Consider the following 26,329-nt stretch of genomic DNA (forward strand, 5'->3'; position numbering starts at 1 on the left):
TCCGAAAAGTTTTGCGCCCCTTCAGCACTTGATTGACAGGTTTGTTTAAGTACCAAAGTTATCAAAAGCTTCCTATCGTTTCTTTAAGCAACAAAAAAAGAAACCGGCAAAATGCCAATTTCTCTTTATAAATTATTGTTTTACAGGGTTCTTTGCTTCAAGCTTCTGAATCCAGTTAAACGGATCATCTAATTTTCCATATTGGATGCCGGTTATTGTATCATAAACCTTTTGGGAAATATCTCCGGTTTTACCTCCATTGATTACCATGTCCTTACCCTCCCATGATAATTGTGCGATAGGGGAGATAACAGCGGCAGTTCCGGAACCAAATGCTTCTTCCAATAAACCGTCTTGGTGTGCCTGATATAATTCATCCATAGAGATTCGTCGCTCGGATACTGGTATATCCCAATGTTTGAGCAGCTCAATTACAGAATTTCTTGTTATTCCGGCAAGAATACTTCCGTTAAGCTTTGGTGTCACTACTTCTCCATTGATTTTGAAGAATACGTTCATGCTTCCAACTTCCTCGATATACTTTTGTTCGACACCATCTAGCCAAAGAACCTGTGCGAATCCACTTTTGGCAACATCCTCTTGCGCTTTTAAGCTAGCAGCATAGTTTCCGCCAGTTTTTGCTTCTCCAGTACCGCCTTTAACAGCACGAACATACTTGTTTTCAACAGCAATCTTAACAGGGTTAATTCCTTCTTTGTAGTATGCGCCAACAGGTGACAGGATAACAATAAATTTATAATGGCGAGATGGCGCAACACCAAGATAAGGTTCTGTTGAAATAATAAACGGGCGAATATAAAGCGAAGTTCCTCCAGCATCAGGAACCCAGTCTTTATCTACAGATACAAGCTGTTTAATTGCCTTTAATCCGAATTCCTCATCAATCGGCGGGATGCAAAGCCGATCACTGGAAAGGTTTAACCGTTCCAGGTTCTTTTCTGGCCTGAACAGTTGTACTTCTCCGTCTTCTGTACGAAATGCTTTTAATCCTTCGAAAACGGATTGCCCGTAATGAAATATCATGCAGGAAGGATCAATCATTAGAGGTTGATATGGTACAATGCTCGCATTATGCCACCCTAGAGGATCAGAATAATCCATAACAAACATATGATCTGTAAAAGCTCTGCCGAAAATAAGCTGATCAGAATTGGGCTTCTCTTTTTTTGTCTCACTTAGTTGTACGCGAATTGTTTTGTCTTCCATATCAATTATCTCCTTGTTCTAAAAGTTTCTATATATCATAATAGATATTTAGAATTTGTGCAAGACTTAATTTTTAATTAATTTAGTTAAGTTAGTATTATTACGATATGTTAAAATAGAAAAAAGGGCATAAAGGAGATGAAAAATGTTTAAAGCAGTATTTTTTGACTTAGATGATACATTATTATGGGACGAAAAAAGTGTGAAAATTGCTTTCGAAAGGACGTGTGAGCTGGCAGTAAGAAAGTATGGTGTCGATCGAAATGAAATGGAGGCGGCTGTAAGAGAGCAAGCCAGAAAGCTTTATGCTTCGTATGATACATATGAATTTACACAAATGATTGGAATCAATCCTTTTGAGGGACTTTGGGCAAATTTCCTGGATGAAGGTGAAGAGTTTGCTAAATTAAAGGAAATTGCTCCTTTATACCGCAGAGGTGCATGGACAGCAGGACTAAAAGCATTAGGTATTGATGACCCTGAATTTGGATTGGAGCTAGCAGAAGCTTTTCCAATTGAACGAAAGAAGACAGCACTTTTATTCGATGATTCAATTCAAGTATTGGATAAACTGAAAGGACATTATCAGCTGCTGTTGTTAACGAATGGCTCTCCAGATTTGCAGAATACAAAACTTACGATAACGCCGGAATTAGTCGCTTATTTTGATCAAATTGTAATCTCTGGTGATTTCGGAAAAGGAAAGCCGGATGCAACGATTTTTGAACATGCATTAAAGCTGCTTTCGCTTGATAAGGACGAAGTGGTCATGGTAGGAGATAACTTGAATACTGATATACTTGGAGCAAAAAGGGCAGGGGTAACATCTGTATGGTTAAATCGGCATAATAGAAAAGCGGGTGAAATTAAACCAACGTATGAAATTACAAACCTGCTGGAGTTATTGCCAATTCTTGAAGCGTAGGTAACACATAAAAGCACACCATCTTGAATATGATGGTGTGCTTTTAATACTTTATAAATCAATAGATGTTACTTCTTTAATTTCCTCAAGATTTTTTAAATCATCCAGTGCTTCTTTTTCTAAATGTTTATCAATGGTCAGCACCATGATAGCATTCCCGCCAATATCTGAACGGTCTACTTGCATCGTAGCAATATTTATCTGATGCTTTGCAATGGTGCTTCCCATTCGACCGATAACACCAGGCTGGTCAACATGCTGGATAACAACCAGATGGCCTTCTGGAGTAACGTCAACACTGTATTCATCCACTTTCACGATGCGTGGTCCGAATCCGTTTAGCAATGTACCGGCAACTTTGCGTGTCCCTGATTTGCTTTTTACTTCTACTGTGATTAAGTTCGTAAATCCTTTTGTAGTAGAGGTTTTGTTTTCATTCACGATAATTCCTTTTTTATTTGCAAGATATAAAGCATTGACGTCATTTACGTGATCTCCTAAGTGACGTTTTAAGATCCCTTTAATTGTGTTGCGCGTTAATGGCGCTACTTCCATATCTGATAGGTCACCAGAGTAAGAGATATTAATTTCTTCTGCCACTTCCTTCGTCAAATCAATTAAGAAACCTCCTAATTTCTCTGCCAAATGGAAATAAGGTTCGATTTTATGCATCAGCTCACTTGGAACGGATGGAAGGTTGACTGGGTTTTTCACGACATCTCCATTCAAAAAGCTGAGCACGTCGTGACTGACATCAACAGCTACAATTTCCTGCGCTTCAATAGTACTTGCACCTAAATGCGGCGTTGCTACAACTTCTGGCAATTCCAATAACTTATGATCGATAAAAGGTTCTTCCTCAAATACATCAAGTGCTGCTCCAGCAACTTTTTTTGAAACAATCGCATCAAATAATGCGTCCTCATCAATAATTCCGCCACGGGCACAGTTTATAATGTGAACACCTGACTTCATGCGTTCAAAAGCTTCAGCGTTAATAAGATGCCTTGTTTCTTTCATCAATGGAGTATGAACTGTAATAAAGTCGGCTTGCTCAATAACCTCTTCAAGTGATCCGTAGCCGATCCCCATTTTATCTGCTCTTTCTTTTGTTAAAAATGGATCATAGGCAATGACATTCATGCGCTGCCCTTTTGCACGAAATGCAACTTCTGCTCCAATTCTGCCTAACCCAACAACACCGAGTGTCTTATTTTTTAGTTCTACACCGACATATTTTTTACGGTCCCATTTTTTATGTTTTAATGCATGGTAGGCTTGTGGAATATTCCGTGATAATGACATAAGCATCGCAATTGTATGCTCTGCTGCAGAATTGGTATTTCCATTTGGTGCATTGACAACGATAATGCCATTTTCAGTTGCAGCATCAAGGTCTATGTTATCAACACCAACACCAGCACGGCCAATAATTTTTAACTTTGTAGCTTTATTAATTAATTCACGAGTTACTTGTGTTTGACTTCGAACGAGCAAAGCATCAAATTCGCCGATTCGATCATCTAGCTCTTCTTTGCTTAAATTTGTTTCGATGACAAGATTCATATTTGGCGCTTCACGCAATGGCTGAATCCCATCCTCGCTAAGCGGATCACTAATTAAAATGTTAAACATTAGGCTAGTACCCCCTGTTGTAAATAAATTTCCTGAGCTGCACGTATTCCTTGTCCCAACTCAATCTGCTTGCCAACTTTTCTTAAGCTGATTTCTACGATACTGATAATCTGCAGTACATCTGCTGGGGAACAATAGCCCATGTGACCAATTCGGAAAATTTCACCTTGCAGATGCTGCTGCCCGCCAGCAACTGATAAATTAAATTCTTGTTTCATTACTTTTCTTAAATCTTCTGCAGCAAAATCATCCGGTCTGATTGCAGTTACTGTTGGTGAAGCTGCATCATCCGCTGTCAGCAAAGGAATTTCCATTGCCTTAAATGCTGAACGCGTCATGTTTTTCATTAGTTCGTGCCTTGCATAGACATTTTGCAGACCTTCTTCTTCCACAAGATTCAGCACTTGATCTAATCCAAACAGTAAGGATAAAGCTGGTGTGAATGGGGTGGAAGCATCGGCAAGACTTTTACGATATTTTCGCAAATCAAGGTAAAAACGAGCTTGTTCGTTATGTTCAATGATCTTCCATGCTCTTTCACTAACTGCGATAAAGGTTAATCCTGCTGGAAGCATCATTGCTTTTTGTGAACCTGTAACGAGTATATCGATGCCCCACTCATCAACTTCTGTATCAACTCCACCAACACAAGAGACGCCATCGACGATCACAAGTGCATTGGAATTTTCGTGAACAACTGTGCACAATTCTTGAATTGGATTCAGTATACCAGTGGATGTTTCACAATAAGTTGCAAAAACGGCTTTGATATTCGGGTGATCCTTTAAGTATGTTTTTATGTATGCTGGATCAAATGCTGCACCCCACTCTACATCGTAGCGCTGGACGGCAACATCATATGCCTGACAAATCTTCACAAACCGATCGCCGAAAGCACCAGTAACAATAACAAGAACCTCATCACCTGGTTTAACTGTATTAACAACAGCAGTTTCGAGTCCTGCTGTACCACTGCCAGTAACAATTAATACGTCTTGTTCTGTTCCAAAAATTGGTTTCAGTCTTGGCTTGATTCGCTCGATTAATTCTTTTGTTTCTTTTCCACGATGCCCAATCATCGTTTGGTTCATAGCTCGCTGCACACTTGGTGGTATTGGGCTTGGACCGGGTATTCTTAATAAATGCTGATCTGCTAGCATGTTGCACTGCTCCTTTTTTTGAGTTTATATGATTCATTTACACTTGTACGGATGTCATTTTTTGAGAAATGAAATCATTCAAATAGCAACCCATATTAGTTATTCAATATAACAAGTATACAACTGTTGTCAACAAATTTTGCGAAGTAATATTTTTCAGTAAAAATAACCGGAATAAATGTAATCGCTTTATGTATTTATGTAGTTGGATCTGTGATTAATTTATCATTTTCTAACTTAGAACTCCGGTGTGATGAACATTCTGTTTATTTTAACAATTTCATTGAAGTATAGATTGATTAATCATATAATAGTCCGAAAGAAAGGTGGTATTTTCAAATGAGTAAGGATTTGCGTATAAACAGTAATGCTTTTGACGGAACAATGCGGGCCCCAAATCGTGCGATGTTACGGGCTGTTGGTGTTTCGGATGAAGATTTTAAAAAACCAATGGTTGGTGTAGCAAGTACTTGGGCAGAAGTAACACCATGCAATATTCATATTGATGATCTGGCTGTCCGTGCTAAGAAAGGAGTGCGAGAAGCTGGTGGTGTTCCATTGATTTTTAATACGATAACAGTATCCGATGGAATTTCAATGGGGACACAAGGAATGCGATATTCTTTGCCAAGCCGTGATGTGATAGCTGATTCGATTGAAACGGTTGTCGGAGCGGAGAACTTAGATGGTCTTGTGGCAATTGGTGCTTGTGACAAAAATATCCCGGGATGCATGATTGCAATCGCCAATTCAAATGTACCGTCTGTTTTTGTTTATGGCGGAACAATCGCACCTGGAACACATCGGGGAAAAGACATTGACATCGTCTCAGTGTTTGAAGGCGTTGGTAAGCATAACAATGGTGATATTGATGATAACGAACTAAAAGCAATTGAATGCAGTGCATGCCCTGGTGCTGGTGCATGTGGAGGGATGTACACCGCTAATACAATGGCTTCGGCCGTAGAGGCAATGGGAATGAGTCTTCCAGGAAGTTCTTCCAATCCAGCAGAGTCGAAAGAGAAAGAAGAAGATGTAAAAGCTGCTGGACAAGCTGTTTATTCCATGTTGGAAAATAATATTTTTCCAAAAGATATTATGACAAAAGAAGCATTTGAAAATGCGATTACAGTTGTAATGGCACTTGGTGGATCGACCAATGCAATTCTTCACTTGCTTGCAATTGCTCATGCAGCGGAAGTAGATTTAACAATTGATGACTTTAATCGAATGCAGGAAAAAGTGCCGCATCTTGCAGATTTGAAACCTAGTGGGCGCTTTGTGATGCAAGACTTGCATCGAGCAGGTGGGGTGCAAGCAGTTATGAAGCTGCTTCTTGAAAACGGTTATCTGCATGAAGACTGTTTAACAGTAACAGGAAAAACGATTGCTGAAAATCTTGCCGATGCACCATCACTTGCAGATGGTCAGGAAATCATTATGCCTTTTGAAAATCCAAAACGTAAAGATGGACCATTAATTGTTTTAAAAGGGAACTTATCGCCAACAGGAGCGGTTGCAAAAGTATCAGGGGTGAAAGTCACACGGCATACAGGACCGGCACGTGTATTCGATACCGAAAAAGAAGCGACTGCAGCCGTTATGGCGAACGAAATCAATGATGGCGACGTTCTTGTAATTCGATATGTGGGTCCAAAAGGCGGACCAGGTATGCCTGAAATGCTTTCCATATCTAGTATTCTCGTTGGTAAAGGAATGGGAGAGTCTGTTGCTTTGCTAACCGATGGCAGATTCTCAGGCGGCACCCATGGTCTGGTAGTCGGACATATATCGCCAGAAGCACAAGCAGGCGGTCCAATTGCGCTCTTGCAAGAAGGTGACATGGTAACAATTGATTCGAGTGAAAAATTGATTTCCGTCGATCTTTCTGAAACAGAACTGGAAAAACGTCGTATAGACTGGGTAGCTCCACCGTTATACAGTAAAGGGATACTCGGCAAATATGCACATAATGTTTCCTGTTCTTCCAAAGGTGCTGTAACAGATTACTTGAATAGATAATTCATTGCGGGCGTCTGTTTAGATAACAGATGCTCGTTTTTTTAGCAGGCAGAAAAAAGAGAAATTATATCTATCTGCATAAGTGAAAGAAAATCATTTGCCTAAAAGGCATTGAAATGACAAATTTTCTAAGAAAAAATTTAAAATCTATTAGACTATGGGGCTTCAACTTTGTAAACGGATACAAGGAAATAGATTAAATGAAATTATCTAAAAACTTTTTAAAACCCCTTGACTCTTCTCGAAAAACATTATATGATTGACCGCAATATCAAGAATTCAATTAACAAACCTATTTTTCTGAATAACGCATTTTGGTTGTTACTATGAATTTTCTTAATCTTATAACTGTTGATTTAAAACTAAATACAATAACTCGATGACGAGAAAAAAGGAACATGCCACATGTATTCACAGAGAGCTGGGGTTGCTGGAAGCCCAGAAGTACATATTGTTCTGACATCTTCTCTGAGTGCCGTTTTGAACGGAGTGTAAGAACGATGCTTCTATTAGATTCGGTCAGGTGCAATTTCTTGTACCTGTTATCCAAGTGGGCTGATTATCAGCCTGCCGAGGTAGTATTCGTGAGGATGCTATGAACATGGGTGGTACCGTGAAAAGAGGACTCTTTTCTCCCCAATAATTCTGATATTATGCAGATTATAGGGGAGAGAAGGGTCTTTTTTACTTGAAGGGAAATTCACTTCCTGCATAAGTGCAACAAAGGCTGAGTTTTCTAAAAAATAAGGTAAATTGAGGAGGTAGCAGTAGTGAAAGTTGAGGCTAGTCAAGAAGTGGAAATGAAGGGAAAGTTGATAACAGGTGCTGATTTATTAATTAAAACGTTAGTTGATGCCAATGTGGACACCATCTTTGGTTATCCGGGTGGGGCTGTATTACCGATTTATGATGCATTGTATCGCAATGACACGCCTTTTAAACATGTATTGTCCCGCCATGAGCAAGGTTCAATTCATGCGGCTGAAGGCTATGCACGGGTTACTGGCAAACCTGGTGTTGTGTTAGCAACTTCAGGTCCAGGTGCAACAAATCTAATAACTGGTATTACGGATGCGATGATGGATTCACTACCGCTCGTAATCTTTACTGGTCAGGTAGCTAAAAATGTAATTGGGACAGATGCTTTCCAGGAAGCAGACGTAATGGGGATAACAACTCCGATTACCAAATATAACTATCAGGTTAACGATGTTTCAGATTTGCCAAGAATTGTTAAAGAGGCATTTCATATCGCAACAACTGGAAGGCCGGGACCAGTCGTAATCGATATACCGAAGAATATTTCAGCCAATATAACGATAAATGATTTTGAAGATGATTTTTATTTACCAGGTTATCAGCCGACAATTAACCCAAATCCATTACAGATTGTTAAACTCGCAGAAGCCTTAAGTCGTGCAAAGCGTCCACTGCTGCTAGCAGGTGCAGGTACATTGTTTGCAGATGCTTCAGAAGAACTAAAGCAATTTGCTGAAAAATATAAGCTTCCTGTTACAACCACATTGCTAGGTTTAGGGACTTTCCCTGGTACGAATGAACTTTCACTGGGCATGGCAGGGATGCACGGAACATATACAGCGAACATGGCAATTTACGAATGTGATTTATTGATTAATATCGGCGCAAGGTTCGATGATCGATTAACCGGAAAAATAGCTGACTTTGCTCCAAACGCAAAAGTAGCACATATTGATATTGATCCAGCAGAGATTGGAAAAAATATTAAAACAGATATTCCAGTAGTAGCTGATGCGAAGAAAACTTTGATTGCGTTACTAAACAGCAAAATTGAAATGCAAAATAACTTCGAGTGGTTTGAGAAACTATCCCAAAATAAACACGATTATCCACTGTGGTATGAACGTCAGGATGCACTAATCTCACCACAATGGCTGATTGAACAAATTTACAACCTGTCCAATGGTGAGGCGATTGTTACTACCGATGTAGGTCAGCATCAAATGTGGGCAGCGCAATTCTATAAATTCGATAAGCCAAATAATTGGGTAACATCAGGTGGGCTCGGCACGATGGGCTTCGGCTTTCCGGCAGCAGTTGGCGCACAGTTGGGAAGACCAGATGATTTAGTAGTTTCAATTGTTGGTGACGGCGGATTCCAAATGACGCTGCAGGAATTATCTGTTATCAAAGAAAGAAAACTTCCGGTGAAGGTTATCATCGTTAATAACGAGGCATTAGGTATGGTGCGACAATGGCAAGAAAGCTTTTACGAAGAACGCTATTCAGAATCATTGTTTTCAGAAAACCCGGACTTCGTTAAATTGGCAGAAAGCTATGGAGTCCGCGGTATGAAAATTGATAGAGAAGCAGATGTAATTCAGGCATTACAAGACATCTTCGAATATGATGGTCCAGTTGTTGCAGACTTCCGTGTTGTTCGCCAAACTTGTGTTTATCCGATGATTGCACCAGGAAAAGGAATTCATGAGATGGTTGGGGTGACAAAATGAAACGTATTATAACTGCTACGGTTCAGGACCGTGGAGGGGTTCTGAACCGGATTACCGGAATGTTGAACAAACGTCAATTTAACATTGAAAGTATATCTGTTGGAGCTTCTGAAATGGAAGGTATCTCAAAGATGACATTTGTGGTGGAAGTCAGTGATGATCAAAAATTAGAACAGCTGACAAAGCAATTAAACAAACAAATCGATGTATTAAAAGTATCCGACATAACGGATAAAGCAATGGTTGCCAGAGAGTTAGCACTCATAAAGGTAGTTAGCAGCGGGCAGACACGTGCCGAAATTCAAGGAATTATCACTCCGTTTAGAGCATCTGTCATTGATGTAAGCAAGGATAGCTTAATCATACAGGTTACGGGGCGTCCAGATAAGGTAGATGCACTGATTGCCTTGCTCAGACCATATGGCATAAAGGAATTAACGAAAACAGGTGTTACTGCATTTTTAAGAGGGCAGCAGCCAGAACAGGTAACAGAACTTAATTCGTTATCCATCTAAATTAAAAACAAACTACAATAGACTGATTCTTTAAAAAATGGAGTCTATAATTAAAATGTGTGGTAAGTATTTATACTTTACTAATAAAAATTCTAATAATGAGAGGAAGATATTAATGGCTAAAGTACTTTATGAAAAAGACATTCAAAAAGAGGTATTACAAGGAAAGAAAATTGCAGTTGTAGGATATGGTTCACAAGGGCATGCACATGCATTGAATCTTCGTGAAAGTGGTTATGATGTTGTTATTGGTTTAAGACCAGGAAAATCTCAAGCTAAAGCAGAAGAAGATGGTTTTAATGTATATTCAGTAGCGGAAGCTGTTGAACAAGCGGACGTTGTAATGATCCTACTTCCAGATGAAATGCAGCAAAAGGTTTACGAAGAAAGCATTAAACCGAATCTAAAGGCCGGTAATGCGCTTGTATTTGCACATGGATTCAATATTCATTTTTCACAAATTGTACCTCCATCTGATGTAGATGTATTTCTAGTAGCTCCGAAAGGACCTGGACACCTTGTAAGAAGAACATATGAAGAAGGTGCAGGAGTACCAGCTCTATATGGTGTGTATCAAGATGTAACAGGTAATGCAAAAAATCTTGCATTAGCATACGCACAAGGAATTGGAGCAGCGAGAGCAGGAGTTTTGGAAACGAGTTTCCAAGAAGAAACTGAAACAGATTTGTTCGGTGAGCAAGCAGTACTTTGCGGTGGGGTTACAAGCCTGATTAAATCTGGTTTCGAAACATTGGTAGAAGCTGGTTATCAGCCGGAAGTTGCTTATTTTGAATGTATGCATGAAATGAAACTGATTGTTGATCTTCTATATGAAGGCGGATTGGAAAACATGCGCTATTCTATCTCTGATACAGCACAATGGGGCGACTTTGTATCAGGACCGCGTGTTGTAAATGAAGAAACAAAAGCACGTATGAAAGACGTTCTGACAGACATTCAAGATGGTAAATTCGCTAAAGGCTGGATTCTTGAGAACCAGGCTGGACGCCCACAATTTAATGCGATTAATAATCAAGAAAATAAACATCAAATTGAGACTGTTGGAAGGGAGCTCCGTGACTTAATGCCTTTTGTTAAACAATCCGTTAAATCAAAACAGAAGGACGTGAAAGTTCATGTCACAAATTAAGATTTTTGACACGACACTAAGAGACGGTGAGCAATCTCCAGGGGTTAACTTGAATAAACAGGAAAAAATGGAAATCGCAAGACAGCTTGAACGCTTTGGTGTTGACCGGATGGAAGCAGGATTCCCTGCTTCCTCCAAGGGTGATTTTGAGGCTGTAAAAGCAATCGCGGATACAATTAAGAATACATCGGTTATTGCGCTGGCGAGAGCGGTGAAATCCGATATTGACATTGCCTGGGACGCATTGAAGAATGCAGAGAAGCCTGCAATTCATGTCTTCATTGCTACATCACCGATTCATATGAATTATAAACTGAAAATGTCTCCGGATGAAGTTGTGGAAAAAGCAGTTGAGATGGTCAGATATGCAAAGGAAAAATTTACAGATGTTGAATGGTCTGCTGAAGATGCAACGCGTTCAGACTGGAACTTTCTTGCTCAAATCATTGAAAAGGTTATTGAAGCGGGTGCGACGGTCATCAATCTGCCAGATACAGTTGGTTATACAACACCTAAAGAATATGGTGAATTATTCCGTTTTATCCGCGAAACAGTGCCGAACATTGATCAAGTTGCATTATCCTGTCATTGTCATAATGATCTTGGATTGGCAGTGGCAAACTCCATAGCGGCTGTGGAAAATGGCGCGACCCAAGTAGAGGGTACAATTAATGGAATTGGTGAGCGTGCTGGAAATGTTTCCTTGGAGGAGCTTGCAGTTGCTTTAAAAATTCGTTCAGACTTTTATCCGTATGAAACTGGGTTGAAGTTAAATGAAATTAAGCGTACGAGTGACCTTGTTTCCAAGCTTACTGGTATGTATGTGCAGGCAAATAAAGCAATTGTAGGAAGAAATGCATTTGCACATGAATCTGGAATTCATCAGGATGGCGTTCTGAAAAATGCGGAAACTTATGAAATTATTACCCCGGAAATGGTTGGAGTCAGCTCGAACAATCTATTTTTAGGTAAACATTCTGGACGCCATGCGTTTAAAGATCGCGTTAAAGACTTTGGAATTGAATTTACAGAGGATGAATTAAAGCAAGCCTTTGATCAATTTAAAAAGCTTACAGATCATAAGAAAGAAGTTACAGATGATGACCTATACACAATTGCAATGGAAGTCAAAACAGATTCTTCAGCAGTGAGCAAGTATCAGTTACAAAACTTCCAAGTACAGTACGGAACAGAGAATGTACCGACAGCAACTGTCGTTTTGCAAACCCCGGCTGGTGAGACTATCGAGAATTCTTGCTCTGCCCCGGGCAGTGTTGAAGCGTTGTATCAAACCATTGATAGTTTAGTTGCAGAGGATGTAAAACTAGTTGACTATCAATTGAACTCAGTTGGTGGAGGGAAGGATGCATTAGCAGAATCACATGTTCAATTAATAGTAAATGGTGAAACCGTAAATGGAAGAGGTTCAGCCCAGGACGTACTGCAAGCATCTGCATCAGCATTCTTGAACGCAGTAAACCGTTATATTATTAAAGTGAAAACAATAGAAAAGAAAGAACTTGTAAAATAACCAAAAGCGCAAGCGCCCGGTGCTACTTCGGTAAAGTAAATCGGGCGTGAGCTTTATTGAAAATACTTCGAAAAAGGAGGACCTCGTGTATGAATAAGCAAATCATTTTACTTCCTGGTGATGGTATTGGGAAAGAAATTATGGATTCTGCTAAAGCTGTATTACAGGCAATTGCTGCGGAATATAGCCATCAATTTACGTTTAAAGAACATGCAATTGGCGGAAGTGCGATTGATACGCATAATACGCCATTACCAGACAATACAATACAAGCTTGTAAAAACGCTGATGCGGTTTTGCTTGGTGCAGTTGGAGGTCCAAAATGGGATTCTAACCCGGTTCATCTAAGACCAGAAAAAGGTTTATTAGGTATTCGTAAAGCACTTGGATTATTCGCAAATATTCGTCCTGTTAAAGGATTTTCACCTTTGCTGCATGCTTCTCCATTAAAAGAAAAGATTATAAAAGATAGTGATATATTAATTATTCGCGAATTAACTGGCGGGCTATACTTTGGTGAACCGAGCGAACGACGTGAAAATGGCACTGCGGTCGTCGATACACTCTATTACAAGCGAACAGAAATGGAACGAATTATTGAAAAAGGCTTCCAAAGTGCAAGAATCAGAAAGGGGCACTTAACTTCTGTTGATAAAGCAAATGTGTTAGAATCCAGTCGCATGTGGCGCGAAATTGTTGAGGAAAAAAAGCAGGAATACCCAGATGTTACGGTTGAGCACTTACTTGTAGATGCAGCTGCAATGAAATTGATCACACAACCAAATCAATTTGATGTCATTGTAACAGAAAATCTATTTGGAGATATTTTAAGTGACGAGGCTTCTGTATTAACTGGATCACTTGGCATGCTGCCATCCGCCAGTCTTCGGACAGATGGTGTTGGGATGTATGAGCCAGTTCACGGATCTGCTCCTGATATTGCAGGAAAAGGAATTGCAAATCCACTTGGTATGATCTTATCTGCGGCATTAATGCTGCGTTTCTCTTTTGGATTGGAAGAGGAAGCGGCAGAAATTGAAAGAGCGGTAAATGAATGTCTCGAACAAGGATACCATACGGCAGATTTACAGATTCAAAACGGGAAACAGGTAGGAACTAAGAAAATAACTGAAATTGTACTAGAAAATTTAACAACGAAAAGTATTTCAGATTCAATTTGCAATATGTATGTTTGAAGAAGTGGATGCAATTAAAGGGTGAGGTGTTAGGAAATGGGAAAACCGGAAACAATCATTGACAAAATATGGAAGAAACATGTGGTACACCATGAAGAAGGAAAGCCTGACCTTCTATATATCGACCAGCACCTTGTTCATGAAGTAACTTCACCACAGGCCTTTGAAGGTTTAAGAATGAATAATCGAAAGGTTCGTCGACCGGATTTGACATTTGCGACAATGGACCACAATGTGCCAACTATAAATCGACAAGTTGTCAAAGATAAGATTTCAAAGAAGCAAATGGAGACATTAAAGCAGAATTGTGCCGATTTTGGAATCAAGCTTGCAGATATGTTTCATCCAGACCAAGGGATTGTTCATGTAATCGGGCCACAGCTGGGGTTGACACAGCCGGGGAAAACAATCGTATGTGGGGATAGTCATACTTCTACACACGGTGCATTTGGTGCATTAGCTTTTGGAATTGGTACGAGTGAGGTTGAGCATGTACTTGCAACTCAGACGATTTGGCAAGAGCGCCCAAAATCATTGAATGTTAAAGTAATTGGTGATCTCGGTCCAGGTGTAACCGCAAAGGATTTAATTCTCGCTATTATCGGAAAATTCGGCGTTCGCTTTGGTACAGGATATATCATGGAATATACAGGTGAGGCAATTCGTAATTTGCCGATGGAAGGCAGAATGACTATTTGTAATATGTCCATTGAAGCAGGTGCAAGGGCTGGATTAATCAGCCCGGACCAGAAAACGATTGATTATCTAGAGGGGCGGGAATATGTTCCTAAAGGAGATGCATTCGATAAAGCAGCAGAAGAATGGCTTGCTTTAGCAACAGATGAAGGTGCTGCTTATGATCACACAGTAACCATTCATGCTGATGAAATTGAACCACAGGTTACATGGGGGACAAATCCAGGAATGTGTGTACCTGTTGGTGGGAGTACACCGGTTGTTGCCGAATCGGATCATCAAGAAGATGTGAAACGAGCTCTTGAATATATGGGGCTGGAAGAAAATCAACCAATTACTACTATTGAAATCGATCATGTGTTTATCGGATCATGTACAAATTCAAGATTAAGTGACTTAGAGAAAGCAGCAGCTATTGTGAAAGGCAGAAAAGTTAAGGATCATATTAAAGCGATCGTCGTTCCTGGTTCCTTTAGTGTAAAATTACAAGCTGAAAAAGCTGGCTTGGACAAAGTATTTACAGAAGCAGGATTCGAATGGAGAGATTCCGGTTGCAGTATGTGTCTTGGAATGAATGATGATATTGTTCCAGCTGGAGGGCGCTGTGCTTCTACTTCCAACCGTAATTTTGAAGGAAGACAAGGTAATGGCGCACGTACACATCTTGTTAGTCCTGAGATGGCAGCCGCCGCAGCAATTGAAGGACGATTTGTAGATGTACGTAATTTTGCAGGAGTACCAAGCTAGGAGATGATGCACAATGGAAGCAATTCAAGAGCATAAAGGATTAGTATATCCGTTAGACAGATCAAATGTGGATACTGACCAAATCATACCAAAACAATTTTTAAAACGAATTGAGCGTACAGGTTTTGGAAAGTTTTTATTTTATAACTGGCGATTTGATGATGACGGTAATCCAAGAGAAGACTTTACATTAAATCAGCAGCAATACAAAAACGCATCTATTTTGCTGGCGGGTGAGAATTTTGGCTGTGGGTCTTCAAGAGAACACGCACCATGGGCACTGACAGACTTTGGTTTCAAGGTGATTCTTGCCCCAAGTTTTGCTGATATCTTCTATAATAATGCATTGAAAAATGGAATTATTCCGATTAAAATGGAAGAAGAGCAACTTCATGAATGGATGCAGGAAGCAGCAGATTCTCAATTTGTTTTGCATGTTGATTTACGAAATCAACAGATTTCAGATGATAAAGGGAATGTCATAACTTTTGATATCCCTGAATATCATAAGGAAAAGCTGTTGAATGGCTGGGATGATATTGCCTTAACCTTGCTTCAAGAAGATAAAATTGCAGAATATGAAGCTAGCAGAAATTAATTGAATTTGAATGAGAAGAAGGAGTGAATGGTCTTGGGGATTTCTTAAACGGTGATAAGGTCTACCATGCAATGAAGCGGCTGACCCCCATTGTTCATCGTACACCATTATTAACATCACATACGACAGATAATATAGTAGGAAAACACGTCTATTGCAAAATGGAAAATCAGCAAAAAACAGGGGCATTTAAATTTCGTGGAGCAAGCTTTAAGCTGATGCAGCTGTCAAAAGAACAGCTTGCTAAAGGTGTAATCACTGCATCTGCGGGAAATCACGCCCAAGGTGTAGCACATGCCGCGGCGAAACTCGGTGTGAAGGCAACCATTTTTATGGCAGAAGGAACACCATTGGCAAAAGTGAATGCAACTAGAAATTATGGTGCTGAAGTAGTATTAATAGGTGAGAGCTTCCAAGAAGCATATCAAGCTTCCATTGAACATCAATCGGTATCTGGTGCTGTTTATATCCATCCGTTTGATGATTACGATATTATGGCGGGTCAGGGAACCATTGCCATGGAAATGCTCAGACAAGAAGATAGAATGGATACGATCCTCGTCCCTATTGGTGGGGGAGGATTAATTAGCGGTATTGCTGTCGCAGCCAAACATGTGAACCGGAATATGAGAATAATTGGTGTTCAAGCAGAAGGGGCGCCAGCAATTTATGAAAGCTTTCATTCTAATGAACTGAAGAAGTCGAGCAGGGTTTCCACAATTGCAGAGGGAATTGCTGTCAAAGAGCCAGGGAGCTTAACCTTGCCAATTATCAGGGAGTATGTAGACGATATTGTTACAGTAACGGATGAGCAAATTGCTTCAGCCATTGTGTATATGCTCGAACGAAATAAAACACTAATGGAAGGAGCGGGAGCAGCTGCTTTGGCAGCCTTATTCGCCCATAATGATAAAATAAAATCAAGGCACTGCGGTGTGATTGTAAGTGGAGGGAATTTGGATATTGGTGCAATGTCCAACATACAGCAGCTTGCCGAACAAAAAACCCCAAAAAAAGAAAAAGCTTACATGGCATTATAAGAAAAAAGCTTCTTGAATAATTTTTTCAAGAGGCTTTTTTTCCGTTTCCGTGAAAAATAGTAAGCGAGTACAATTATTGATTTACAGAAGTTTGTCAGATTATATGGAAAAATAAACGATTTAGTCAATTTGGTTTATCGTCAAAATTAGCTATAAATACTATAATTTTTCATATAACGTGAAAAATATTAATAGGAAAAATAATTTATTTCATAACTGACAAACTCTTGCTACTAAAGGCTTTAACTATAGTTATATTTTTAATAACGGAAATAATCAGAAAATTTAACTGTTAATTTTTATCAAAAGATATTGCTTTTATAAAAATATTCACTTATAATTTTCTAATATATTAAGAATTATTTACGATTTGATTTCGGAGAATACAAAATTTCCGAAAAACCAATTCTGAGTTTTCCTAATTTAGATGAATTGTCCAGCCATTTATTAAGAATAGAAAAATCATAGAAGACAATAAGCTGAAAATAATTACAAAATAGTTAGACAGTCTGTATCAGTGTAAGAGGACTGTTTATTTTGTGAATAATTATCAGAACCTTCAGTTTAGAAGTTGGTAGACTAATTAATTCTTTACGTACCATGTAGCTTCTTTATAACGATCGTACTTCATAGTTGAGGTAAATTAATGCATTAGGGGGATTAATTTGAGTAATAAATTATTGGAAATTAAAAACCTATCAACCTCATTCCGCATCGGTGATGATTATTATGCTGCAGTGGATGATGTGACATTAACATTAAATAAAAACGAAGTATTAGGCATTGTTGGAGAATCAGGATCAGGAAAGAGCGCACTTGCATTCTCGATAATGAGACTCCACAATCGTGCAAAAATAGAAGGAAGTATTATGCTCAATGACCAGGACATTGTAAATATGCCAACCGCTAATTTAAATAAATTGCGCGGAGATGACATGGCAATGATTTTCCAAGACCCACTGACAGCATTAAATCCGCTAATGGAAATTGGCGAACAGATTGGAGAAGCATTGCTTTTGCATAATCCAAGAATGTCACAGAAACAACGTAAAATAAGAGTTATAGAATTATTAAATTTAGTAGGAATTCCACGTTCGGAATATGTATATGAGCAATTCCCCCATGAATTATCCGGAGGAATGCGGCAGCGGGTTGTTATAGCGATTGCCATTTCGAATAAACCAGAATTACTAATTGCCGATGAGCCGACTACAGCACTTGATGTAACGATTCAAGCCCAAATTCTGGATTTAATTCGCAAATTAAAAGAAGAAATGCATGCTGGGATTATTTTAATTACACATGATCTCGGTGTTGTTGCAGAAATGGCCGATCGGGTGGCTGTTATGTATGCAGGACAAATTGTTGAAATTGCTGAAGTACATACATTGTTTGAAAATCCATTACATCCTTATACAAAATCATTACTGAATTCAGTACCAACGGAAGGACAAGACAAGCTTCATGTGATTCAAGGGATTGTCCCGTCGTTAAAAAATTTACCGCGTGAAGGGTGCCGTTTTGCAGCAAGAATACCTTGGATTGATGCCTCTGCCCATGAAGAAAAACCTGTACTGCATGAGGTTGAACCAGGACATTTTGTAAGGTGCACATGTCATGCGCATTTTTACTTCTCTGATGAAAGTAAGGAGGATGAGAAGAATGGGGTTTCTTGAGGTTAACGATTTAAAGGTATATTTTCCTATTAAAGGTGGAATTTTCAATCGTACCATTGGCCATATAAAAGCGGTTGATGGCGTTTCATTTTCGCTGGAGCAAGGTAAAACATATGGTCTTGTAGGGGAATCGGGTTCAGGAAAATCAACAACTGGACGAGCGATCATCGGGTTAGAACATGTAACTTCTGGTCAAATATTATTTGAAGGCAAAGATATTACATCCATGAAAAGCAAAACAAAGGATTTGCGAAGAGATATTCAAATGATTTTCCAAGATCCTTATTCGTCTTTGAATCCCAAAAAGCGTGTCCTTGATATTATTGCAGAGCCTTTGCGTAATTTCGAAAACCTATCTAAACAGGAAGAGAAAAAGCAAGTACAGGACTTGCTTGAGCTTGTTGGATTAAGTCCAGAGAGTATATTGAAATATCCGCATCAATTCTCTGGTGGCCAAAGACAACGGATTGGAGTTGCAAGGGCATTAGCTTTAAAACCAAAATTGATCATTGCTGATGAGCCTGTATCAGCATTGGATGTTTCTGTTCAAGCCCAGGTACTCAATTTTATGCGGGAAATTCAAGACCAGCTTAACTTGACATATTTGCTGATTAGTCATGATTTAGGAATCATTAAACATATGTGTGATCATATTGGCATTATGTATAAAGGACGGTATGTGGAAGAAGGGACAAACGATGAAATCTTTACCAACCCTCATCATATTTATTCAAAACGTCTCGTTGCTGCAATTCCAGATATAAATCCGAGAATGCGGGAAAAGCAATATCAATATCGTCAGGAAGTACAAAAAGAATATAACCAATCCTATAATGATTATTTTGATCAAGAAGGGCTAGCATACAGCTTGCAATCGATATCTGACACCCATAAAGTTGCTTTGCCAAAGAGAGGTTGATTCTATGTGGAAGTTTATTGTTAGACGACTATTTGTAACATTCCCTCAAATTGTTATTTTAAGTGTCATTATTTTTATTTTAGCACAAATGATGCCTGGTGACGCTCTTACTGGCTTGATAGATCCAAATATCGATCCAGTAGCAATAGAAGAGCAGCGCGAGCGATTAGGGCTTAACGATCCATGGTATGTTCAGTACACCGACTGGGTTAAAGGAGTCGTACAAGGGGACTTTGGACAATCATTCCGATATAAGATGCCTGTATCTGAACTGATTGAACAACGGATGATCAACACATTCTGGCTGTCTCTACTTACATTGATTTTTACATATGCAATGGCGATTCCGTTGGGTATTATAAGTGGACGCTGGAACGATACCTGGCTGGATCGTGCGATTACAGGCTATACCTATATCGGATTTGCAGCTCCGCTCTTTATTACTGCCTTATTGATGGTTTGGGTGTTCGGTTTTCATTTTGGCTGGTTTCCGACAGGCGGAAGTGTTGCACCTGGATTAACTCCAGGTACATTTGAGTATTTTTTAAGTAAGTTACAACATTTATTGCTGCCTGCATTTTCAATGGCGGTCATTACGACAGTTTCCACTGTTCAATATTTACGAAGTGAAATAATTGATACGAAACAGAAAGACTTTATTGTAACTGCGAGAGCTAAGGGTGCTCCTGAATCAAGGGTATATAATCGCCATATTTTCAGGAATTCGTTATTGCCGATTGCTGCATTTTTTGGGTATGAAATTTCAGGGTTAATCGGAGGATCTGTATTTGTTGAAAGTATATTTTCTTTTCCAGGAATGGGGAAATTATTCCTTGATTCGGTACTTTTACGAGATTACAGTGTCGTAACTTCAGTTGTATTAATTTTTGGTATTGCCGCCATATTAGGTGCTTTACTTTCTGATATTATTCTAAGTATCGTTGATCCGAGGATACGTATTAAGTAGAATCCGAGAGACACTGAGGTGATTTAAAATGGAAATGAATAAGGTTAACGCAGACGTTCAGGCGTCTGATCAGGTTAGAAGTCCCTCTGGCTTTTCAATATTATGGAGGGAAATTGTTAAAGATAAAGTTGCGTTAATATCATTAATCCTGTTGGTGCTTACCTGTATATTTGTCTATGGTATTTCATTGTTTTTGAATCAGTCAGAAATTGTAAAGGTTGATTTATTTGCAATACATGAACCTCCAAATGAGCAATTTTTATTAGGTACAGATTATGGCGGGCGTGATGTCTTTGGTCAATTACTTATTGGAACGAGAAACTCATTATCTATCGGTATATTAGTTACCTTAATATCAGGAACAATTGGGATTTTACTAGGATTGGTTTCAGGTTACTTTGGTGGTCATATTGATAATGCGGCAATGCGGTTAGTAGACTTTTTTATGGTTTTGCCTACATTAATGATTGTTATTGTTTTTGTAACCATTGTGTCTGATTATAGTATTTGGTCTTTTTCACTCATCATGTCGTCCTTTTTGTGGATGGGAATCGCTAGACTTATCCGGTCGAAAGCACTGCAGGAAAGAGAACTGGATTATGTTCACGCTTCTAAAACATTAGGATCTTCTAATTTTAAAATTATGTTTACACAAGTCTTGCCAAACTTAAGTTCCATCATTATCGTTACAATGACATTAAATTTAGCAGCAAATATTGGAATTGAGTCTGGGCTTTCATTCTTAGGATTTGGTTTTCCCGAAAGCACACCCAGTCTAGGCACACTTATTAGTTATGCCAGAAACCCTCAAACACTTGAATTCAGATGGTGGATTTGGCTGCCAGCTGCAATACTTATTTTGATATTGATGCTTGCTATAAATAATGTCGGTCAGGCATTAAAGCGTGCTACTGACGCTAGACAGCGAAGAGGCTAATAATAATTGTATTTGGATACCTACATTAATGCGTTTTATTCGTATTAATGTTAGATATATAATTTCAGTTTTTTACTGAAATAAAGAAAAAAGCTTTTTAAAAAAGGGGAGGTTAGAGTTATGGGTAGGTCAAATCTTATGAAGGCGTTATTAGCGCTGATGCTGGTTCTTTTAGTTGCGTTAGCTGCTTGTAGCGGGGACTCTGATGATGGACAAAGTGAGGGAACTGATAGTGGCTCTGATTCAGAAGGTTCAGCAGAGACTGAAGGGGGAGGAGAAGGTGAACTCTACTCAATTGAAGACTTCAGCAAAATTAAGACAAATGAAGGGGAAGCAATTGAAGGAGGGACACTTAATTTCGGTTTAGTTACTGACACTGCTTTTGAAGGTACACTAAATTGGAATTTTTACTCGGGAGATCCTGATGCTCAAATCTTAGAATGGTTTGATGAGGCTTTATTAACTTGGGATGAAAACTATGTATATACAAATGATGGTGCGGCAACGTATGAAATCAGTGAGGATGGGCATGTTTTCACATTCACGATAGGTGATAATGTAAACTGGCATGATGGCGAGCCTGTCACTGCTGAGGATTGGTTGTTTGCACATGAAGTAATAGGACATCCAGATTATGATGGTCCACGATATGGTTCAGATTTTACTAATATTGAGGGAATGGAAGAGTACCATGCTGGTGAAGCAGATACGATTTCAGGTATTAAAGTCATTGACGATAAAACATTGGAGATCACCTATATCCAAGCAACACCTTCATTAGTAACTGGCAGCATCTGGACATATCCGTTAGCGAAGCATATTTTCGGTGATATGGAAGTTGCGGAAATGTCTGCATCTAAAGAAGTACGTGAAAATCCAATAGGATTTGGACCATTTAAAGTAGAAAGCATTGTACCTGGTGAATCCGTAACGATGGTTAAGAATGAAGATTACTGGAGAGGTGAGCCAAATCTGGATGGTGTTACGGTAAAAGTAATTAATCCAAATGTAATTGTTCAGGAGCTTGAATCTGGCGGTGTTGATACAGTTAGCTCATTCCCGGTGGATCAATTCCCAGACAATGCAGAAATGTCTAATGTGGAATATTTAGGGATGATTGACCGTTCGTATTCGTATATCGGATTTAAATTAGGTACGTGGGATAAAGAAAAAGGTCAAGTTGTAACAGATCCTGATGCCAAAATGGCTGATGTTAATTTACGTAAAGCGATGTGGCATGCAGTAGATAACACTACTGTAGGCGAACGATTCTATAATGGTCTGCGTTGGAATGCAACAACACTTATTCCGCCGTCACATCCAGAATTCCATGATGAATCAAACCCAGGTGTACCATATGATCCAGAAAAAGCAAAACAACTTTTGGATGAGGCTGGTTATGTAGACGTAAACGGTGATAACTTGCGTGAGACACCTGATGGGGAAGAGCTTGTTATTAATTTTGCATCGATGTCAGGTGATGAAGTTGCAGAACCATTAGCACAATATTACATTCAGGCTTGGGAACAAGTTGGATTAAAAGTACAGCTTTTAGATGGTCGTTTACAAGAATTTAATTCATTTTATGACCGTATCGGTCAAAATGGAGATGATGATCCAGAGGTTGACGTTTATGCAGCAGCTTGGGGCGTTGGAATCGATGTAGATCCTAGGGGATTATATGGTCGAGATGCGATCTTCAACTTCTCACGTTATTCAAGTGATAAAAATGATGAATTAATGTCTGCTGGTGTTTCGGAGGATGCATTTGAACTAGAGAATCGTCAAAAAGTATATAATGAGTGGCAGCAATTCATGATTGATGAAGTTCCTGTGTTCCCGACTGTTTACCGTTCAGCACTTGTACCTGTAAATAATCGAGTTCATAATTACTATATCGGTGATGGAACAAACATGTATCGTTATGATATTGCAGTTACGCAAGAAAAACCAATTGTAGCTGAATAAGAATTTTAAGAAGACTCATCTTGTGGTGAGTCTTCTTTTCTCGGTCGTAATCTGGATGGCTAAAGCATGCATAAATCTATTAATCTGGCTACAAAAGTTTGCAAATTGAATATTTATAAAAGTGTTCTCCTAATTTTGCCTGACAAGTCGAATAAGCTATAATGATGAATAGAGAAATAATCAAGGAGGGGTTTAAATGAGGCTAACGGAACAAGAGCAAATGAAAAAAGCAGTAGGGGAAAAGGCAGCAGAATTTGTAAAAGATGGCATGAATGTAGGTCTTGGTTCTGGTTCGACTGTGTATTGGATGGTACGAAAGCTTGGAGAACTGGTGAAATCCGGTTTATCTATTGAAGGAATTCCGTCTTCCAAACAGACTGCAACATGGGCAAATGAATTCGGCGTTCCACTCACAGACTTTCGAGAAGTGAGGGAGCTGGATTTGACGATTGATGGTGCGGATGAAGTAGACGAAAATCATCAACTTATCAAAGGTGGCGGTGCTGCATTATTTCGGGAAAAAATAATAGCGCAGGCTGCTAAGGAATTAATTATTATTGTTGATGAATCAAAGATGGTTGCACATTTGGGAGAATACCCATTGCCAATCGAAGTGCTCCCATTTGCATGGGAACGAACAGCAAATGAAATTTCAAAACTTGGCTGTGTACCTAAGCTTCGTATGGCTGAAGATGAAATATTAGTTACTGATAACGGAAATTACATATTGGATTGTCCGTTTAAAAAGATACAGGATCCAGACCAATTAAATAATCAATTGAAGCAAATTGTAGGCGTAATAGAAACTGGCTTATTTATCGATATGACGACTAAAGTAATTATAGGGAATAAAGAAACCGTTACTGTTGTAGAATAATGCATGTGAAGAAACACCCGAGGATTAAATTCTTTGGGTGTTTTTTATTATGCATTAACTCGGCATTAAGTTTAACTTAATCCATGATAGGGACTATTTGAAGCTTCATTATCATTATAAATAACTTTTTCGCATACGATGAGAAGTAAACTTAAAAAAGTAAATGGAAAGGGTGGCATCATTTGTGTGGAATAACCGGCTTTGTTGACTGGAAGAGGCATGCGCACACACGGCAGGCAGTTTTGGAAAAAATGACAGCTGCATTATCATTGCGAGGCCCCGATGAAACAAATTATTGGACCTTTAAACATACTGGTTTTGGACATAAGCGGCTGTCGGTTGTTGATTTAGAAGGCGGGAAACAGCCAATGAGTAAAATAAAGAATGGTTTTGTTTATACGATTGTTTATAATGGAGAGCTGTATAATACGGAGGAATTACGTCAGACACTTCTTAAAAAAGGCTATGTATTCCAGACAGCATCCGATACGGAGGTATTGCTGACGGCTTACTTGGAATGGAAGGAAGACTGTGTCCATTATCTCAATGGCATCTATGCATTCGGTGTATGGGATGAAAAAAAGGAACAGCTTTTTATGTCCAGGGACCGTTTGGGCGTAAAACCATTGTTTTTTTGTGAAAAGCAGGAACAATTCATTTTTGGTTCTGAATTGAAAGCAATTCTGGCTCATGATGCTGTTGAATCAGTAATTGATCGCGAAGGAATTTCGGAAATATTTGGACTTGGTCCATCAAGAACGCCGGGTCACGGATTATTTAAAGGAATACATGAACTTCGTGCGGCGCATTCGCTGATTTTTTCAAAAAATGGGTTGAAGATATGGCGTTATTGGAACATGGTTAGCAAACCACATATTGATTCACTTGAAATTACAGCAGAAAAAGTAAGGGAGTTAGTTGTTGATGCAGTGCAGCGACAGCTTGTTGCAGATGTTCCTGTATCCACCTTCTTATCTGGTGGATTAGACTCCAGTGCAATTACAGCAATTGCTGCAGATTATTTTAAAGAAACAGGAAAGGGAACATTAACAACTTTTTCAGTAGATTATGAAGGAAATGATAAGCATTTCCAATCGAGTTCCTTCCAGCCCTCGAGTGATAAGCCATGGATAGATCGAATGGTTAATGAATTCTCGACAGATCACCACGATGAAATTATCTCTGGACGTGAGCTTGCAGCTTTACTGAAGGAAGCGGTAGACGTTCGAGATCAACCAGGGCAAGCAGATATTGATTCTTCCTTACTCTGGTTTTGTCGCCGGATCAAAGAAAAAACAACTGTAGCGTTATCGGGTGAATGTGCAGATGAAATCTTTGGCGGCTATCCGTGGTTCCATGATCTGTCAACCGCTGAAAATGGCTTTCCTTGGATGCGTTCCTTAGATGCACGAATCGATTTGCTCCATCCGGAATGGCAAAAAAAATTAGACTTAAAAAGCTATGTCCAGTCTCGCTATCAGGAAACCATTTTGGAAACGCCAGTATTGGATGGTGAAGCACCTGAGGATGCAATGCGCAGGGCACTTTTTTATTTGAATATGCAGTGGTTTATGGCGCAGCTGCTGGATCGGAAGGACCGCATGAGTATGGGAGCCAGCTTGGAAGTGCGTGTACCTTATGCAGATCATCGGATTGTGGAATATGTCTGGAATATACCGTGGAAAATGAAAAATCTCGACGGACGTGAAAAAGGAATTTTACGTAAGGCGCTAGAAGGCATTGTCCCGGATGATGTGTTATATCGGAAAAAGAGTCCATATCCAAGAACCTTTCAGCCAGAATATACAAAGCAAGTTGTGACATGGATGGAGACAATTTTAGCAGATCGAAATGCTCGATTATTTGAGTTTATGAAACGTGAAAAGGTGGAGGCAATTGTCAAAAGTGAAGGAAAGGAATTCAAGGATCCATGGTATGGTCAGCTGATGCGAGGCCCACAGCTAATTGCACACCTTTGCCAAATTGATTATTGGCTGAGAAAATACGATATCAAAATAAAAGTATGATAGAAAGGTTCTCTTAAAAGGATT

The 26,329-nt window shown here is 39.2% G+C and carries 20 protein-coding genes; 17 read left to right on the forward strand and 3 right to left on the reverse strand.

Annotated elements, in window-relative coordinates; all coding sequences use genetic code 11:
• Positions 1-132 precede the first annotated feature (132 nt).
• Positions 133-1,227 carry a branched-chain amino acid aminotransferase gene (locus NSQ77_RS16835; protein ID WP_339227204.1) on the reverse strand — a complete coding sequence of 365 codons (1,095 nt, stop codon included), beginning with the start codon at positions 1,225-1,227 and terminating at the stop codon, positions 133-135.
• Between the two features lie 145 nt (positions 1,228-1,372).
• Here NSQ77_RS16835 and NSQ77_RS16840 point away from each other — a divergent pair, with 145 nt between their 5' ends.
• Positions 1,373-2,152, forward strand: a complete 780-nt coding sequence (locus tag NSQ77_RS16840) for an HAD family hydrolase (protein ID WP_339227205.1) — start codon at positions 1,373-1,375, stop codon at positions 2,150-2,152.
• Between the two features lie 51 nt (positions 2,153-2,203).
• Here NSQ77_RS16840 and serA read toward each other — a convergent pair whose 3' ends face one another.
• Positions 2,204-3,787, reverse strand: a complete 1,584-nt coding sequence (gene serA, locus NSQ77_RS16845; protein WP_339227206.1) for a phosphoglycerate dehydrogenase — start codon at positions 3,785-3,787, stop codon at positions 2,204-2,206.
• Positions 3,787-4,947: an alanine--glyoxylate aminotransferase family protein gene (locus NSQ77_RS16850; RefSeq protein WP_339227207.1), complete on the reverse strand. Its 1,161-nt coding sequence runs from the start codon at positions 4,945-4,947 to the stop codon at positions 3,787-3,789. The genes serA and NSQ77_RS16850 overlap by 1 nt, the downstream gene beginning before the upstream one ends.
• A gap of 339 nt (positions 4,948-5,286) precedes the next feature.
• On the opposite strand from NSQ77_RS16850, the gene ilvD reads away from it, so the two are divergent.
• The 16 genes from ilvD (at position 5,287) to asnB (ending at position 26,305) form a co-directional block, all read left to right on the forward strand.
• Entirely contained in the window at positions 5,287-6,969 is a 1,683-nt protein-coding gene (ilvD, locus tag NSQ77_RS16855; protein WP_339227208.1) for a dihydroxy-acid dehydratase, read from the forward strand.
• Positions 6,970-7,739: 770 nt separating this feature from the next.
• The gene (gene ilvB / locus NSQ77_RS16860) at positions 7,740-9,461 is read left to right on the forward strand and encodes a biosynthetic-type acetolactate synthase large subunit (protein WP_339227209.1); all 1,722 of its coding nucleotides are present in this window, start codon (positions 7,740-7,742) and stop codon (positions 9,459-9,461) included.
• The gene (ilvN, locus tag NSQ77_RS16865) at positions 9,458-9,976 is read left to right on the forward strand and encodes an acetolactate synthase small subunit (protein ID WP_339227210.1); all 519 of its coding nucleotides are present in this window, start codon (positions 9,458-9,460) and stop codon (positions 9,974-9,976) included. Before ilvB ends, ilvN begins: the two co-directional genes overlap by 4 nt.
• Before the next feature lie 115 nt (positions 9,977-10,091).
• Positions 10,092-11,126, forward strand: a complete 1,035-nt coding sequence (gene ilvC / locus NSQ77_RS16870) for a ketol-acid reductoisomerase (RefSeq protein ID WP_339227211.1) — start codon at positions 10,092-10,094, stop codon at positions 11,124-11,126.
• The gene (locus tag NSQ77_RS16875; RefSeq protein WP_339227212.1) at positions 11,113-12,657 is read left to right on the forward strand and encodes a 2-isopropylmalate synthase; all 1,545 of its coding nucleotides are present in this window, start codon (positions 11,113-11,115) and stop codon (positions 12,655-12,657) included. Before ilvC ends, NSQ77_RS16875 begins: the two co-directional genes overlap by 14 nt.
• A gap of 89 nt (positions 12,658-12,746) precedes the next feature.
• Positions 12,747-13,853 carry a 3-isopropylmalate dehydrogenase gene (leuB, locus tag NSQ77_RS16880; RefSeq protein ID WP_339227213.1) on the forward strand — a complete coding sequence of 369 codons (1,107 nt, stop codon included), beginning with the start codon at positions 12,747-12,749 and terminating at the stop codon, positions 13,851-13,853.
• A gap of 36 nt (positions 13,854-13,889) precedes the next feature.
• Entirely contained in the window at positions 13,890-15,296 is a 1,407-nt protein-coding gene (gene leuC, locus NSQ77_RS16885) for a 3-isopropylmalate dehydratase large subunit (protein WP_339227214.1), read from the forward strand.
• Between the two features lie 13 nt (positions 15,297-15,309).
• Positions 15,310-15,894: a 3-isopropylmalate dehydratase small subunit gene (gene leuD, locus NSQ77_RS16890; RefSeq protein WP_339227215.1), complete on the forward strand. Its 585-nt coding sequence runs from the start codon at positions 15,310-15,312 to the stop codon at positions 15,892-15,894.
• A gap of 23 nt (positions 15,895-15,917) precedes the next feature.
• Positions 15,918-16,934, forward strand: a complete 1,017-nt coding sequence (gene ilvA, locus NSQ77_RS16895) for a threonine ammonia-lyase (RefSeq protein ID WP_339227216.1) — start codon at positions 15,918-15,920, stop codon at positions 16,932-16,934.
• Positions 16,935-17,599: 665 nt separating this feature from the next.
• Positions 17,600-18,610, forward strand: coding sequence for an ABC transporter ATP-binding protein (locus NSQ77_RS16900; protein ID WP_339227217.1), 1,011 nt, complete (start codon positions 17,600-17,602; stop codon positions 18,608-18,610).
• Positions 18,597-19,529, forward strand: a complete 933-nt coding sequence (locus NSQ77_RS16905) for an ATP-binding cassette domain-containing protein (protein ID WP_339227218.1) — start codon at positions 18,597-18,599, stop codon at positions 19,527-19,529. Before NSQ77_RS16900 ends, NSQ77_RS16905 begins: the two co-directional genes overlap by 14 nt.
• A 4-nt stretch (positions 19,530-19,533) precedes the next feature.
• Complete coding sequence (gene opp4B / locus NSQ77_RS16910) at positions 19,534-20,496, forward strand: oligopeptide ABC transporter permease (RefSeq protein WP_339227219.1); 963 nt, start codon at positions 19,534-19,536, stop codon at positions 20,494-20,496.
• Between the two features lie 34 nt (positions 20,497-20,530).
• Complete coding sequence (locus NSQ77_RS16915; protein ID WP_339231052.1) at positions 20,531-21,433, forward strand: ABC transporter permease; 903 nt, start codon at positions 20,531-20,533, stop codon at positions 21,431-21,433.
• Positions 21,434-21,553: 120 nt separating this feature from the next.
• A complete protein-coding gene (gene opp4A, locus NSQ77_RS16920; RefSeq protein ID WP_339227221.1) occupies positions 21,554-23,401 on the forward strand; it encodes an oligopeptide ABC transporter substrate-binding protein in 1,848 nt (615 codons plus the stop codon).
• Between the two features lie 196 nt (positions 23,402-23,597).
• Positions 23,598-24,278 (forward strand): ribose-5-phosphate isomerase RpiA, encoded by a 681-nt coding sequence (rpiA, locus tag NSQ77_RS16925; RefSeq protein WP_339227222.1) that lies wholly within the window; start codon positions 23,598-23,600, stop codon positions 24,276-24,278.
• A gap of 182 nt (positions 24,279-24,460) precedes the next feature.
• Positions 24,461-26,305 carry an asparagine synthase (glutamine-hydrolyzing) gene (asnB, locus tag NSQ77_RS16930; protein ID WP_339227223.1) on the forward strand — a complete coding sequence of 615 codons (1,845 nt, stop codon included), beginning with the start codon at positions 24,461-24,463 and terminating at the stop codon, positions 26,303-26,305.
• Positions 26,306-26,329 lie beyond the last annotated feature (24 nt).

This window comes from Oceanobacillus sp. FSL K6-2867 (assembly GCF_037963145.1).
GTDB lineage: Bacteria > Bacillota > Bacilli > Bacillales > Amphibacillaceae > Oceanobacillus.

Coding starts and splice junctions, on each gene's coding strand:
- serA (WP_339227206.1), bottom strand. CDS start 3,787: ATGTTTAACATTTTAATTAGTGATCCGCTTAGCGAGGATGGGATTCAG.
- ilvD (WP_339227208.1), top strand. CDS start 5,287: ATGAGTAAGGATTTGCGTATAAACAGTAATGCTTTTGACGGAACAATG.
- NSQ77_RS16850 (WP_339227207.1), bottom strand. CDS start 4,947: ATGCTAGCAGATCAGCATTTATTAAGAATACCCGGTCCAAGCCCAATA.
- leuD (WP_339227215.1), top strand. CDS start 15,310: ATGGAAGCAATTCAAGAGCATAAAGGATTAGTATATCCGTTAGACAGA.
- ilvN (WP_339227210.1), top strand. CDS start 9,458: ATGAAACGTATTATAACTGCTACGGTTCAGGACCGTGGAGGGGTTCTG.
- NSQ77_RS16875 (WP_339227212.1), top strand. CDS start 11,113: ATGTCACAAATTAAGATTTTTGACACGACACTAAGAGACGGTGAGCAA.
- ilvC (WP_339227211.1), top strand. CDS start 10,092: ATGGCTAAAGTACTTTATGAAAAAGACATTCAAAAAGAGGTATTACAA.
- leuC (WP_339227214.1), top strand. CDS start 13,890: ATGGGAAAACCGGAAACAATCATTGACAAAATATGGAAGAAACATGTG.
- opp4B (WP_339227219.1), top strand. CDS start 19,534: ATGTGGAAGTTTATTGTTAGACGACTATTTGTAACATTCCCTCAAATT.
- NSQ77_RS16840 (WP_339227205.1), top strand. CDS start 1,373: ATGTTTAAAGCAGTATTTTTTGACTTAGATGATACATTATTATGGGAC.
- NSQ77_RS16835 (WP_339227204.1), bottom strand. CDS start 1,227: ATGGAAGACAAAACAATTCGCGTACAACTAAGTGAGACAAAAAAAGAG.
- NSQ77_RS16905 (WP_339227218.1), top strand. CDS start 18,597: ATGGGGTTTCTTGAGGTTAACGATTTAAAGGTATATTTTCCTATTAAA.
- rpiA (WP_339227222.1), top strand. CDS start 23,598: ATGAGGCTAACGGAACAAGAGCAAATGAAAAAAGCAGTAGGGGAAAAG.
- NSQ77_RS16915 (WP_339231052.1), top strand. CDS start 20,531: ATGAATAAGGTTAACGCAGACGTTCAGGCGTCTGATCAGGTTAGAAGT.
- opp4A (WP_339227221.1), top strand. CDS start 21,554: ATGGGTAGGTCAAATCTTATGAAGGCGTTATTAGCGCTGATGCTGGTT.
- leuB (WP_339227213.1), top strand. CDS start 12,747: ATGAATAAGCAAATCATTTTACTTCCTGGTGATGGTATTGGGAAAGAA.